Annotated in this window: 11 protein-coding genes and 4 tRNA genes; 12 read left to right on the top strand and 3 right to left on the bottom strand. The window is 50.6% G+C overall.

Annotation, left to right across the window (positions count from 1 at the left end):
• Positions 1 to 71 precede the first annotated feature (71 nt).
• Positions 72 to 1118, bottom strand: a complete 1047-nt coding sequence (locus PSE_RS19050) for a hypothetical protein (RefSeq protein ID WP_014286309.1) — start codon at positions 1116 to 1118, stop codon at positions 72 to 74.
• 480 nt (positions 1119 to 1598) lie between these two features.
• A tRNA-Thr gene (locus tag PSE_RS19045) sits at positions 1599 to 1674 on the bottom strand.
• Between the two features lie 1701 nt (positions 1675 to 3375).
• On the opposite strand from PSE_RS19045, the gene PSE_RS27565 reads away from it, so the two are divergent.
• Both PSE_RS27565 and PSE_RS27710 read left to right on the top strand, forming a co-directional pair.
• Complete coding sequence (locus PSE_RS27565; RefSeq protein WP_014286307.1) at positions 3376 to 3681, top strand: hypothetical protein; 306 nt, start codon at positions 3376 to 3378, stop codon at positions 3679 to 3681.
• A 27-nt stretch (positions 3682 to 3708) separates the two neighbouring features.
• Positions 3709 to 7578 carry a M10 family metallopeptidase C-terminal domain-containing protein gene (locus tag PSE_RS27710; protein WP_014286306.1) on the top strand — a complete coding sequence of 1290 codons (3870 nt, stop codon included), beginning with the start codon at positions 3709 to 3711 and terminating at the stop codon, positions 7576 to 7578.
• 121 nt (positions 7579 to 7699) lie between these two features.
• Here the strand turns inward: PSE_RS27710 and PSE_RS19030 are convergent, their stop codons facing one another.
• Positions 7700 to 8569, bottom strand: coding sequence for an RNA methyltransferase (locus PSE_RS19030; protein WP_014286305.1), 870 nt, complete (start codon positions 8567 to 8569; stop codon positions 7700 to 7702).
• Positions 8570 to 8992: 423 nt separating this feature from the next.
• On the opposite strand from PSE_RS19030, the gene PSE_RS19025 reads away from it, so the two are divergent.
• From PSE_RS19025 to rplL, 10 genes are all read left to right on the top strand, one after another.
• A tRNA-Tyr gene (locus tag PSE_RS19025) sits at positions 8993 to 9077 on the top strand.
• 19 nt (positions 9078 to 9096) lie between these two features.
• Positions 9097 to 9170: transfer RNA gene (locus PSE_RS19020), tRNA-Gly, on the top strand.
• A gap of 110 nt (positions 9171 to 9280) precedes the next feature.
• Positions 9281 to 10456 carry an elongation factor Tu gene (gene tuf / locus PSE_RS19015; RefSeq protein WP_008547473.1) on the top strand — a complete coding sequence of 392 codons (1176 nt, stop codon included), beginning with the start codon at positions 9281 to 9283 and terminating at the stop codon, positions 10454 to 10456.
• 111 nt (positions 10457 to 10567) lie between these two features.
• Positions 10568 to 10643: transfer RNA gene (locus PSE_RS19010), tRNA-Trp, on the top strand.
• A gap of 120 nt (positions 10644 to 10763) precedes the next feature.
• Positions 10764 to 10955 carry a preprotein translocase subunit SecE gene (secE, locus tag PSE_RS19005; RefSeq protein ID WP_008547777.1) on the top strand — a complete coding sequence of 64 codons (192 nt, stop codon included), beginning with the start codon at positions 10764 to 10766 and terminating at the stop codon, positions 10953 to 10955.
• A gap of 38 nt (positions 10956 to 10993) precedes the next feature.
• Positions 10994 to 11527 carry a transcription termination/antitermination protein NusG gene (gene nusG, locus PSE_RS19000; protein ID WP_008548007.1) on the top strand — a complete coding sequence of 178 codons (534 nt, stop codon included), beginning with the start codon at positions 10994 to 10996 and terminating at the stop codon, positions 11525 to 11527.
• 119 nt (positions 11528 to 11646) lie between these two features.
• Positions 11647 to 12075, top strand: coding sequence for a 50S ribosomal protein L11 (rplK, locus tag PSE_RS18995; RefSeq protein WP_008547769.1), 429 nt, complete (start codon positions 11647 to 11649; stop codon positions 12073 to 12075).
• Positions 12076 to 12081: 6 nt separating this feature from the next.
• Complete coding sequence (rplA, locus tag PSE_RS18990; RefSeq protein WP_008547898.1) at positions 12082 to 12777, top strand: 50S ribosomal protein L1; 696 nt, start codon at positions 12082 to 12084, stop codon at positions 12775 to 12777.
• 343 nt (positions 12778 to 13120) lie between these two features.
• Positions 13121 to 13639: a 50S ribosomal protein L10 gene (gene rplJ / locus PSE_RS18985; RefSeq protein ID WP_014286303.1), complete on the top strand. Its 519-nt coding sequence runs from the start codon at positions 13121 to 13123 to the stop codon at positions 13637 to 13639.
• 60 nt (positions 13640 to 13699) lie between these two features.
• Positions 13700 to 14071 carry a 50S ribosomal protein L7/L12 gene (gene rplL, locus PSE_RS18980; RefSeq protein ID WP_008547926.1) on the top strand — a complete coding sequence of 124 codons (372 nt, stop codon included), beginning with the start codon at positions 13700 to 13702 and terminating at the stop codon, positions 14069 to 14071.
• Positions 14072 to 14168: the final 97 nt, after the last annotated feature.

Here is a 14168-nt window from a genome sequence, read left to right as displayed (position 1 = left end):
AGGGGCAATACGCCTCTGATGAAATGATATCTGGGCCTGAGAAGCGGTGTGCTTCTCAGGTCTTTTTTATGTCAGATGCTTGGTCGATAACCCACAATTATGTTTTGTTCATTGACGCTCTCGACACGAACGCGCAGCCAGTTTTCTACATCTGACAAGGCCCACTCCGCGATTTTGGGATCTACCCGTTCAGTTTTATCAAAACTTGGCAATCTTTCCCCTGTCTCTAGATCGGTGGCCTGAATTTTAATCTCTGGTCTTAATGCGACCAGTTTGTCAGTAATTTGTTGTAGAGTACTTCGTTTATCGACGTCGTCTGCAGGGAAGGTAGCTCTCATCCAAAGTGTCTGATGTAGGCATTCATTGTCATAGCCAGCGATTTTGATGCTTCGACCTACATTCTCAAGCCGCTTGTCTATGTAATGGGATCTTGCGAACGTTGGTGGTGGGCACTGAAATCCTATGCAAGATAAGTCTACTACAAGTGAATTAGAACATAGATCTTCAAGCCAGACATTTTGGGAAACTTTTGCAAGCTTGGATGCGGACGGTTTGACACCAAATATGATTGTGGGATCACTAGTTTCAAACTCAGCGGCTGTATTTCGTAAAACAGCCCCAACTATTTGATGATCATTATCTCTTATAGTCTCAACGAAGTATGCTTCTTCTAAAATGTTGTGCGCAATGGTAGCTGCATGTTTTGCAGTTTCTACCGTGCATTCCATATAGAAATCATAAAAACTTGAGGCGCCGCTTAAGTCCAACCAGCCGTTCTTACGCATTTCAGGAAGGCTTGGCATTGGTGGTTGCATGCCATTTATGGTTATTCCTGCAATGGAGCATAGTTGACCCAGTGACATCGCGCCGTGAAGTTTTGGTCCCAATCCTGCTGCAAGGATTAGGTGTCCATTGTTTAGTGGGTCTCCATCTGGTTCATTGCTTATCTCAACTGACAGATAGCCACCCCGGTACCTGCAGTAGATATTGTAGCCTTCCTGCGTTTTTCCTTCAAACTGTGATGGAGCCCAACCGCCACCATCCAAGCTTATGCAGTCCAAGTTCAGAGGTGTTACTTTGGGTGGAGTGTGAAATTGGTCAGGGTCGAAATCGGGCATGTTTTACCTGTCAGATCGGATCGTTAGCGCCAAATAGAACTGGAGTTGGAGCTTGTAACTCCATCTAATATCAAACGTCTCTGAACTCAGGCTAATATGTTTTGATCGGCCCGGCTTCTTGCGAGGTTTGAAAATGTCGAGGTTGTGCCTTTCATATCCTGATTGAATATCTCGCAAAGTAAGATTTGCGATCATAAATAAGGATGGTGTTGAGTTTGACGGCTACTGACAACTGCTTGCCAACTCTTGCCTCTCCAAAACTCTCAGAATGCCTTGCTTCTGACGACTAGTGACGGCATTCACAGCTTTTCCAGTATTAAGTTGAAAGTGTGCAGAGGGGTGCCTGTAAGGTGCAGATCCTGCTGAGGATTTCGCACATTTGCTTACATATTGCTTACACGGAAAGGAAAGTAGGCTAGAAAAGCAAAAAGCCTCCCGAAGGAGGCTTTGAAAAACTCTTGAAAATCAAGAGAGTAACGATGGTGCCGGCAGCAGGGATCGAACCCGCGACCCCCTGATTACAAGTCAGGTGCTCTACCATCTGAGCTATACCGGCGTCGCCTTCGTTGGAGGGGTATTTACGGGCGCTGGCGGGGTTTGTAAATCCCAAAAATGCAAAAATTTGGAAGAATTCACAGGGGAGGGAATTTTTCGGGTCAATTTGGGCTTGATCTGGTGGTTTTGAGGGTTCTTTTCCACATGTGGCGGGTGCAGCCTATTGATATTGATAGAAAAATTAGCGGGATGCGCGTTTGCGTTGTTTTGTGCGTTTGTTTGCGTTGCTTGCGATTTTTCTGCGTTCGTGTGTGAGGGATCTCAGAATTTTGGTGTGTGTCTGGCTGAAGCTGAAGAGAGTGGTTTGCTTGAGGGGGGCTATGCACTTATCCCCCTGTGGTGCAAGTGGAGTGGTATCAGTGTTAGGTGTCGACTATTGCCTATGAAGAGTAGGAGGCATGCATATGCAAAATCACACCGCCGGATTGATTGAGCGAGATTGCCGCTTAGACAAGATTGTCGATTAGACGGGATTGCTGCTTAGCCGGGAACAGCGTTTGGATAAGGTCGCCGTTTGGTAGGGTGTATCGTTTGATTGGAGTTGAGGTGTTGCTGTGATGGTCGGCTCAAGTCTTTCGGATTTGAGTGTGGCGCTGTGGTGATTGGCGCAAGTCTTGGAGATGTGGGTGTATTGCTGTGGGGCGGCTCTAGTCTTGCGAGTGTGAGAGTGGTTGCTGCGGTGGTTGGTTGATGTGAGTGGCGCGGTCGCGGGGCTTTGGTGTGAGGCGGTGTGGCAGTGGAGTTAGCGGAGCTGACGTGTGATGCAGTCCTGCGGTGCTGCTGGTGAAGTGTGGGTGTGGTGCGGCTTGCTTGGCAGGGCTGAAATAGGACGTCGCTTTGTTGGTGGTGCGGTGAGATAGGTCTTGACGGAGCGGGTGGCCTGTTGGATTGCAAGCTCGATAGCTCGATAGCTCGATAGCTCGATAGCTCGATAGCTCGATAGCTCGATAGCTCGATAGCTCGATAGCTCGATAGCTCGATAGCTCGATAGCTCGATAGCTCGATAGCTCGATAGCTCGATAGCTCGATAGCTCGATAGCTCGATAGCTCGATAGCTCGATAGCTCGATAGCTCGATAGCTCGATAGCTCGATAGCTCGATAGCTCGATAGCTCGATAGCTCGATAGCTCGATAGCTCGATAGCTCGATAGCTCGATAGCTCGATAGCTCGATAGCTCGATAGCTCGATAGCTCGATAGCTCGATAGCTCGATAGCTCGATAGCTCGATAGCTCGATAGCTCGATAGCTCGATAGCTCGATAGCTCGATAGCTCGATAGCTCGATAGCTCGATAGCTCGATAGCTCGATAGCTCGATAGCTCGATGAGTTTCTTCTTCTTAAATACTCCAGCTTCTTTTCGCGTGAGAGGGCTTGCCTTGCGGCGTGTGGTCAGCCGCGGGGCTGAGGTATGAAATGGTCACCTTGTACGGGAAGGTACTTATAAGTCTTACTTCCGCAATAATTTGATTAAATATGGCATAATTAAGATTATTCATCTCATATACCCTGTATAAGTTATATGAATTCAAATATTATTGGGAATAACCTGTAGATATATATATTATCTAAAATGCAATGAAAAAACTTTCATAGAGACACGTTCTTTGAATCAAGTAATGACTCTGTCTATACTTGAAAACTCTCTCTGACTCCGAGTATGTCCGCTAGATATATCAGAAAATGATATGCTTGGCGGAGAAAATGAAAATGGCCACAGTTGGCACACTGAATGAACTTTCTGACTATTTGGAAAGAGGTTACTGGGGAAACCCAAACTACTTTAATCTGGGCGATACTGGCGATAACGCCAAGTTTGGCAAGCTCACTTATAATGTGACGGGTGACTACAAAGATGCAGATGGCTTGGGTGAACAAGCCGCTGAGCGGGTTCGGGAGGCGATGGACTATATCTCGTCTGTAACCGGCATCGAGATAGTTGAAACGACAGACCATAATGCTGAATTTCGTTTCAGAGACACAGGTAAAGGCGCTCATGCGAGCCACTAAGGTGGAAAATGGCAGCGCGATCAAAAGGTGTTTTACTCTGATTACGCGATCATCAATCTACCTGCTGGCGGTGGGCATGGTCGGCATGATGACGATACAGGGCATTTTGTTCATACGGTTCTGCATGAGATTGGTCATGCGCTCGGTTTGGGTCACCAGGGGCCGTACAATGGTGTCCGACCCAATTATCCAAATGGTGTGAAGTTCCTGAATGACTCCCGGCATGTTTCTGTCATGTCCTACCTCAGTCAAGACAAGAACTACACATCAGGCGCTACAAGTGCGTATCCGCAAACTTTTGCTGCTGCTGACCTGTTGGCGTTGGATAAGATTTACGGTGATCAAAGTTATAACGGCAAAACCTTTGGTACCAAAAATGCGTTCCTCGGGGATACCGTCTATGGCTTCAACACCAATATCTCAGAGGAAAATAACTTCCGAATGGTCAATCTGGCCAGGTATGGAAACAATAATGCCTACACGCTCGTCGATGGTGGCGGGAATGACACGCTGGACCTGTCTGGCTTCAGAAAGGCAACGATAGATCTGCGTGTCACGCAGGCCGATGACACCTCTCCTTACTCCTCTTCAGTTGACCGCGAGAAAAAGAACATCAGCATTGCGGTGGGGACTGTCATTGAAAATGCGGTCGGGACCCGCGGCAATGACAAGATTACCGGCAACTATGCGGATAACCATCTGTGGGGTGGTCGCGGCAATGACAAGATGTATGGCCTTGAGGGGGATGACCATTTCTACCTTGAAGCTGGCAATGACGTTATGGACGGCGGCGAAGGATCGGACTGGCTGCATATCGATACTGATGCTGACATGACCGTTGATCTCAATCGGGAAGAGCTCGTCTCTTCATTCGGACGTGACAAGATCATCAGTATTGAGAATGTTGACAGCGGTTCTGGTGATGATCGCCTTATCGGCAATGAGGCTGACAACAAGCTGCAGGGCAATGATGGCAATGACACCCTTTATGGCAATGGTGGCAATGATTACCTGAAAGGTGGCAATGGCGATGATGAGCTGCACGGAGGTGCAGGGAATGATCGTTTTGATCTGGATGCGGGTGATGACCAGATTCACGGCGGTGAAGGAACGGACATCATTTATTTCTATGGTCATCAGGGTTCGCGTGTCGATCTGACTGAAAACACCATTGAAACGGCCTATGGCAATGATACGATTTCCGGGATCGAGAGTATTTGTGCCGGTCACGGGGATGACTATCTTCGTGGTAATGAAGAGAACAACAGCATTCGCGGCAACGGTGGTGATGACATCATCCTTGGTGAAGCTGGTGATGATTATCTCAGCGGCTCCCACGGCAATGATGAGCTCTATGGCGGAACCGGCAATGACACCTTGAGCGAAGGTTCTGGTGATGACCTGGTTGAAGCTGGTGCTGGCAATGACCGCATTATCCTTGGTGATGGCAATGACATTCTCGATGGCGGTGATGGCAATGACCGGATCACCATCAGCAATAAAAAGGGTGCCCGTATCGATCTTGCTGTGACGGCTGTGCAGGATACCGGCTACGGCATGGACAAGATCACCAATGTAGAGAACATCACCGGCAACAAACATGATGATGTGTTTGCGGGCACGGATGGTTCCAACTCCCTGCGTGGCATGGGCGGCGATGATGTGATCGATGGCCGTGGTGGTGATGACTCGCTGGAAGGCAATGACGGAAACGACAAAATCAATGGTGGTGCCGGAGATGACATCATCTTTGGTGGTGAAGGAAATGATGAGCTGTCCGGTGATGATGGCAATGACCGACTGTACGCCGGTGGTGGAGACGATGTCTTCCTTATAGGGCAGGGCAAAGACCTGCTGGACGGTGGTGCCGGGCATGACATTGTGCGGGCTTCTGATGATGAGGCTCTGATCGTTGATCTGAAGCATACCCGTCTTGTGACGGCTTCCGGTGTCAAAATTCTGCGCAACATCGAGGGTTTTGAAGCTGGTGGTGGAGATGATCAGCTGATCGGTACAGAGGGTGACAATACTCTGATCGGCAATGCAGGTGATGATGTGCTGTCCGGCCTGGGTGGCAATGACCGCCTTGATGGTGGTGATGGTAACGACAAGCTTGATGGCGGTGCTGGCGACGATACCCTTGTTGGTGGCGGCGGGGATGATATCCTAGAAGCTGCTGAAGGGAACAACGTACTGCATGGAGATGCTGGCAACGATGTTCTGACCACTGGTGTTGGTGATGATGAGCTGCATGGCGGTGCCGGTGAGGACAAGCTGACCTCAGGTGACGGCAGCGACAAGCTGTTTGGTGATGACGGTTCTGATGAACTGCGCGCCGGAGCCGGAGATGACGAGCTGCATGGCGGGGATGGTGATGACATCCTGCGTGGTGAAGCTGGAGATGATGAGCTGCACGGTGATGCTGGAGATGACAACCTGATCGACACAGAGGGGAACAATGCCCTGTTTGGTGGTGATGGGGATGATTATCTTGAAGCTGGTGACGGCAAAGACATTCTTGATGGTGGTGCCGGCAATGACACCATTCTTCTCTCCCGAGGCCGCGACACCATTCGTGGTGGCGACGGGGTTGATCATCTGATTGCTGATTATGAAGAGAACCTGTCGATTAATCTGTCTTACACATCTGCGCGGAACACCGGGATTGGACAGGCATCTATTACTGGCATTGAGAACGTCACCACGTCTTCTGGTCGGGATCGGGTGATTGGCAATGATGCAGACAACATCATCAAAACCCATGCCGGTGAGGACACTCTTAATGGTGGTGCCGGCAATGATAGCCTGTGGGGTGGTGATGACCGTGACTTGTTAAACGGCGGTGATGGTAATGACCTTCTGGAAGGTGAAGCTGACAATGATACGCTGAATGGCGGTACTGGTGATGATGTGGTCAATGCGGGTGACGGCAATGACAAAATTACCCTTGATGAGGGCAATGACATCATCCGTGGTGGTGAAGGTGAAGACAGGCTGATTGTATCCGGCTCAAAAGCTGCCCGTATTGATCTGAATGTGAGTGGTGCTCAGCAAACCGGTTATGGCCTTGATGTGATCTCTGGCATTGAAAACATCAGTGGCGGTGATGGGGATGATCATCTGACCGGTAATGACCTTCGCAATGAGTTCCATGGCGGAAACGGCGATGATGTGCTGATCGGTGCCGGTGGTGATGACTACCTGCAGGGTGGTGATGGAAATGACACGCTGCTTGGCGGTCTTGGCAATGATAACCTGATTGGTGGAGCTGGTGATGACACTGTCAATGGCGGTGACGGTTCTGATTTGATCACGCTCGGCTCAGGCACGGATATCATTGATGGTGGCGATGGCCGGGATTCTCTCAGATACGATGGTTCTGAAAGTATAACGGTGGACCTGTCCCATGCGGACTTCCAGAGCACTGGCATTGGCCAGCTGAAGGTTTCCAATGTTGAAGTGGTTGAGGGTGGTTCTGGTGATGATGTGCTGATCGGTGATGAGGTTGCCAACACGCTGCGAGGCGGAAGTGGAGCTGATACACTGCAAGGTGGCGGTGGCCGGGACTATATTGTTCTAGGCAATGATGATGCGGTTGACCGTGTGGTCTACACATCCGTTTCTGACGTTACCCTTGAAGGTGCTGCTGAGCTGGTTAGTGGATTTGACAAGGGGGAAGATCTTTTCGACTTCCGTCAGATTGACGCCAATACCGACAATGATGGTGATCAGGCCTTCCTGTTTAGTGACGATGGCGCCGCTGCGAACTCCGTGTGGGTCACCGCTTATCGCTCCACTCAGTATGTTTATGCGGATGTGGATGGGGATGCCCAGGCTGACTTCAAGATTGCAGTCAGCAAAGCAGATGCGCTGAGCGCTGAGGACTTCCTCCTCTAAGCATCAGCCTTGATACAAAAGAACCGCCGCGGCTTTCTGCATTTTGCGGGAGCTGCGGCGGTTTTGTTTTGAGATGATCTGTTCTGACTTTATGCCGGGCTGAGATGTCAGCGGCAGATCGTCAGGACAGGCCCATTTTCATGCGGGCGACATAGAGGGAGAGGATCGCGGCGTTGGAGACGTTGAGCGATTTGATCTCTCCAGGCATGTCGAGGCGGGCGAGGGTGTCGCAGCTTTTGCGCACGCCTTCGCGCACACCTTTTCCTTCAGAGCCAAGTACGAGCAGGGTCTTATCTGTAAAAGCGGTGTTTTCGACAGCTTCGGGGCCTTCACTATCCAGAGCGATGGCCTGATAGCCCTTGTCGCGCATTTCTTCCACGAAGCGGGCCATGTTCTGAATGCGGACGTGTTTGATCATGTCCAGCGCGCCGCTAGCGGTTTTGGCAAGAACCGGACCTTCTTCAGGTGCGTGGCGGCGGGTGGTGACAACGGCGTCGGCATTCAGCGCAACGGCGGAGCGCAGGATCGCGCCTACATTGTGCGGGTCGGTGACTTGATCCAGTGCGAGGACCAGCTGGCCGTCTTTGAGTTCTTCCGGACCGTACTCGGGCAGGGCGTCAACCAGAAGGGCCGCGCCCTGGTGGACGGCGTCTTTGCCGACGAGCTTGTCGATGTCGCGCGGGCTGGCGTCTTCAACCGGAACATCAATCTTCAGATTGCGTTCTTCCAGTCGGCGCAGGGCGTTTTGCGTCACAACGAGCTTGTGGCGTTTGCGTTCCGGGTTTTTGAAGGCTGCTTCAATGGTATGGAGGCCATATATATAGAATGGGCCATCTTCAGCAGCTGATTTCTTCTGCCAGGGCTTGCCTTTTGAAAAGCTGCCGCCAGATGATTTTCCATCCGGGCGCTTTTTCTTATAGGGCCGGTCGTTGCCCTGTGCCGGGCTCCAACGGCTGCCGCCTGTGCTCTTTTGATTTTTAAAGTTGCTCATAGGCTCTCGATACTCTGGTCAAGATCAGGCTTCAAGGGAATAAAGAGGGGAGACTAAACATTCCTTTTTTATGCCTTTGAGAAAAAGAAAGTGCGCGGCCTTTTAAATGGGTTGAAGAAAGGGGTGATCAGATCGTTTTCCAGAAAAAAGAATTTACGTCAAAATTGCCGGGTTCACTGTGAAGAGCTGTGATTTAGCAAGGTTCTACGTAAAATCCGTCGGTTAGTTTTCCGACAAAAAAGGGGGAAAACTATCTGCCTTGTTGATTTTGCACAGGCACTTGCAAAAGAGGCGTTGACAGATGGCGTTCTCAGCGGCATAAACCGCGCCACAGGACGCGGCGCAACTGCTTGTCAGTTAAGCGGCGTGTTTCGCAAAACGAGTTTCAAAAAGTTCTCTTTTGGAGAATTTTTCGTCGATCTCGGAGGAGTGCCCGAGTGGCTAAAGGGGGCGGACTGTAAATCCGCTGGCTATGCCTACGTTGGTTCGAATCCAACCTCCTCCACCATCGACAGGAAATTGGTATTGCGGGTGTAGCTCAATGGTAGAGCAGAAGCCTTCCAAGCTTACGACGAGGGTTCGATTCCCTTCACCCGCTCCAAGATCTCGAAAGTCGCTTTGAGAATTTATCCTAAAGAATCCTTGGGGTCCTCATTTGGATGGCTCCGAGCCTTGATCGACGGAACTACGATTAAATAGAGAGCTACGCCCATGGCGAAGGAAAAATTTGAACGTAATAAGCCGCACGTCAACATCGGCACAATCGGCCACGTTGATCACGGCAAGACTACGCTGACTGCTGCTATCACCAAACAGTTTGGTGACTTTAAAGCATATGACGAAATCGACGGTGCTCCTGAAGAGCGCGCACGTGGTATCACCATTTCCACAGCGCACGTTGAGTACGAAACCGACGCTCGTCACTACGCACACGTTGACTGCCCGGGCCACGCTGACTATGTGAAAAACATGATCACCGGTGCTGCGCAGATGGACGGCGCGATCCTCGTTGTTAACGCTGCTGATGGCCCAATGCCACAGACTCGTGAGCACATCCTGCTTGCACGCCAGGTTGGCGTTCCTGCACTGGTTGTCTTCATGAACAAAGTTGACCAGGTTGACGATGAAGAGCTTCTCGAGCTCGTAGAAATGGAAGTTCGTGAACTTCTGTCTTCCTACGAATTCCCAGGCGACGATATTCCAATCATCGCTGGTTCTGCTCTGGCAGCTCTGGAAGATCGCGATGCAAACATTGGTTCCGAGAAAATCGCTGAACTGATGGCTGCAGTAGACGAGTACATCCCAACTCCAGACCGTCCACGCGATCAGGCATTCCTTATGCCAATCGAAGACGTGTTCTCCATCTCCGGTCGTGGTACCGTTGTTACCGGTCGCGTTGAGCGCGGTATCATCCACGTTGGTGATGAAGTTGAGATCGTCGGCATCAAAGAAACAGCTAAAACCACTGTTACTGGTGTTGAAATGTTCCGCAAGCTGCTCGATCAGGGTGAAGCTGGCGACAACATCGGTGCACTGATCCGTGGTGTTGGTCGTGAAGAAGTTGAGCGTGGCCAGGTTCTGTGTAAGCCAGGTTCCGTTACTCCTCACACCAAGTTCAAAGCTGAGGCATACATCCTCACCAAAGAAGAAGGTGGTCGTCACACCCCATTCTTCACCAACTACCGTCCACAGTTCTACTTCCGTACAACTGACGTGACTGGTGTTGTTTCTCTGCCAGAAGGCACAGAAATGGTGATGCCTGGTGATAACGTTGCTGTTTCAGTTGAACTTATCGTGCCGATCGCTATGGAAGATGGTCTGCGCTTCGCTATCCGTGAAGGCGGCCGTACCGTCGGCGCTGGTGTGGTAGCTGAAATCATCGAATAAAGACTTTTTAAGTCTTTACATATCGTGCCGCGGTGTGTATTGCGGCACGGTTCCTTCCGGCGAAATGCTTTGTTGGTAGGAAAAAGGTTTTTGTCCCGAACGGGACATTGTAGGGGTATAGCTCAGTTGGTAGAGCGACGGTCTCCAAAACCGTAGGTCGCGGGTTCGAGCCCTGCTGCCCCTGCCATCTCTTCTTATCGAGAAAAATCTTGATTAATCGAAGTTGGTGGCATATGAAGAGTTTTTCAGGGATAGGGCGCGTGGAAGAATCTACGCGCCCACCTGTCGTGTAATGGGCCGGGACCGGATGGCAAAAACCAATCCTTTTACATTTATCCAGCAAGTTCGTTCGGAAACTGCGAAGGTAACTTGGCCGACGCGTAAGGAAACTGGTGTGACCACGCTGATGGTTTTCATCATGGTTTTCCTGGCGGCGATGTTCTTTCTTGCTGCTGACCAGTTGATGAGCTGGGGTATCAGTCTAGTGCTTGGCTTTTAATAGCATTTCAGGCAATTCTAGTAGGAACAGGATTTAAGATGGCTAAGCGCTGGTATATTGTTCACGCTTATTCGAATTTCGAGCGTAAAGTTGCTGAAGCGATTAAAGAAAGAGCTCAGCAGCAGGGTCTTGAAGATTCATTTGACGAAGTTCTGGTTCCGACCGAGAAATTCGTAGAAGTACGTCGCGGTCGCAAGGTTGATTCCGAGCGCAAGTTCTTTCCAGGCTACGTTCTGGTGAAGATGGAAATGAGCGACGATGCTTATCACCTGATCAACGATACGCCGAAAGTTTCCGGCTTCCTTGGTAACGACAAGAAGCCAATGCCGATTTCTGAGGCTGAGGCGCAGCGTATTCTTAATCAGGTTCAGGAAGGTGTCGAAACTCCGAAACCTTCTGTCAGCTTTGAAGTGGGTGAGCAGGTTCGCGTCAGCGATGGCCCGTTTGCTTCCTTCTCTGGTCTCGTCGAGGAAGTCGATGAGGAACGGGCACGTCTGAAAGTGACTGTGTCCATCTTCGGCCGGGCTACCCCGGTTGAGCTTGAATACGGACAGGTCGACAAAGTCGGTTAAGTCCGGGTTGGGGCGGCAGGTGAGGTGCACTTTCGTCAGTGTGCCGGAAGCCAGACCGCCCGCTCTCTTATCCAGTGAAGCGCCTTTGGTGACTTCACAGATCCATTCTGGAGAGAATTATGGCGAAAAAGATTGAAGGCTATCTAAAGCTTCAGGTGCCAGCAGGTTCTGCTACACCATCCCCACCAATTGGTCCTGCGCTGGGTCAGCGCGGTCTGAACATCATGGAATTCTGTAAGGCGTTTAACGCTAAGACCCAGGATGTTGAGAAGGGTGCTCCTTGCCCAACCACCATCACTTATTATTCCGATAAGTCTTTCACATTTGAGATCAAGACTGCTCCAGCTTCTTTCTTCATCAAGAAAGCTGCTAAGATCAAGTCTGGCTCTCAGACACCTGGTCGCGGTACTGTTGCGTCCATCACTAAAGCTCAGGTTCGTGAGATCGCTGAAGCTAAGATGAAAGACCTCAACGCTAACGACGTCGAAGCAGCAATGCTGATGATCGAAGGCTCCGCCCGTTCCATGGGTGTGGAAGTTACGGAGTAATAGATCATGGCTAAAGTAGGTAAGCGCATTAAAGCTGCTCGCGAAGGTGTAGATCGCAACAAAGAGTACGCAGTTAGCGAAGCTCTCGAGCTGATCAAGTCCAACTCCACTGCGAAGTTTGACGAGACTGTTGAAGTTGCAATCAACCTTGGTGTTGACCCACGTCACGCTGACCAGATGGTTCGTGGTGCATGTGTTCTGCCAAACGGTACCGGTAAAACCGTACGCGTTGCAGTATTTGCTCGTGATGCGAAAGCTGACGAAGCTAAAGCTGCTGGCGCTGACATCGTTGGTGCAGAAGAGCTGGTTAAAGAAGTTCAGGGTGGTACCATCAACTTCGACACCGTGATCGCAACACCTGACATGATGCCACTGGTTGGTCGTCTTGGTAAGGTTCTTGGCCCACGCGGCATGATGCCAAACCCTAAGGTTGGCACTGTGACCCCAGACGTGACCAAGGCTGTTAAAGACGCTAAAGGTGGTTCTGTACAGTTCCGCGTTGAAAAAGCTGGTATCATCCACGCTGGCGTTGGCAAAGCTTCCTTTGAAGCTTCCAAGCTCGAAGAGAACGTAAAAGCTCTCGTTGATGCAGTCATCAAAGCTAAGCCATCTGGCGCGAAAGGTACCTACGTTAAGCGCGTAGCACTTTCATCCACGATGGGACCAGGCGTAAAGGTTGAACTCGGCTCCATTACCGAGTAAACACCTCGCCTATAAGAGTTACCTCCCGCTTTTATGTGGGAGGTTTTACCGCTGAAAGACTGTTATGGTCCTTCGGCATCCCTGTCCGAGACTGCAGGTGCCAACATTCGTTGGTTTAAGTTTTCGCTAAGAAAGGCCTGCATAGATGGAGAAGAACTGATTTGGTTGATATGCACACTTGCACTTCAACCTTGCGGTTCGAACCAAATTGCCTTGCTGCGTCTCTCCGGCGCGTAAGGGGACAGGACCCTAATCGTCGTTGTCGAGGTTGGGTTTAACCCAATTTTGATGCGGCAAAGGCAAACCGGCGGCAATGAGAATTGCTGCCAACTGGAGAAGGCAAGTGGAAAGAGCGGATAAGCAAAAGTTCGTCAGCGATTTCAACGAAGTGTTGTCTAACACTGGTGTTGCTGTCGTTGCGCACTATGCGGGCCTTTCAGTTTCTCAGATGACTCAGCTGCGTGCTGATGCTCGTGAAGCTGGCGGCACCGTAAAGGTTGCTAAAAACCGTCTTGTCAAGCTTGCCCTTCAAGGCACTGAACTTGAGCACATCAGCGACCTGTTCAAAGGCCCAACTGTCATCGTTTATTCCGATGATCCAGTTGCTGCGCCTAAGGCTGCTGCTAACTTCGCTAAGGCTAACGAAGACTTCGTAATCCTTGGTGGTGCTCTTGGTTCAACTAACCTGGACACTGCTGGTGTTAACGCACTGGCAACGATGCCGTCTCTGGACGAGCTTCGTGGCAAGCTGGTTGGAATGATCCAGACCCCAGCTTCCCGTATCGCTCAGGTTACAAGCGCACCGGCCGGGCAGCTTGCTCGCGTCTTCAATGCGTACGCCGAGAAGGACCAAGCCGCGTAAGGCGGAACCACACAATTTTTGTCAAAACCGAAAACGGTTCGAACAACAAGGTAATGAAAAATGGCTGATCTCGCAAAGATCGTAGAAGAACTCTCTGCACTGACCGTTATGGAAGCTGCTGAGCTGTCCAAAATGCTCGAAGAAGAGTGGGGCGTTTCCGCTGCTGCTCCTGTAGCTGTTGCTGCTGTTGCTGGCGGCGAAGCTGCTGCTGCTGAAGAAAAGACTGAATTCGACGTTGTCCTGGCTGACGCGGGCGCGAAGAAGATCAACGTAATTAAAGAAGTACGTGCGATCACCGGTCTTGGCCTGAAAGAAGCTAAAGAGCTCGTAGAAGGCGCTCCAAAGCCAGTTAAAGAAGGCGTAGCAAAAGACGAAGCTGAAGAGCTGAAAAAGAAGCTCGAAGAAGCTGGTGCAAAAGTAGAACTCAAGTAATCCTGAGTTCTTCAGATATTGGTCCCGGAGCGATCCGGGACCTTTTCCGTACCCTGGCGGGTTTCCCGGCCGGGGTAAACGTCCCGACGGGGGAGGG

This window comes from Pseudovibrio sp. FO-BEG1 (assembly GCF_000236645.1).
GTDB lineage: Bacteria > Pseudomonadota > Alphaproteobacteria > Rhizobiales > Stappiaceae > Pseudovibrio.
The sequence above is the reverse complement of the archived record's forward strand: the minus strand, read 5'-3'. Positions and strand labels throughout refer to the sequence as shown.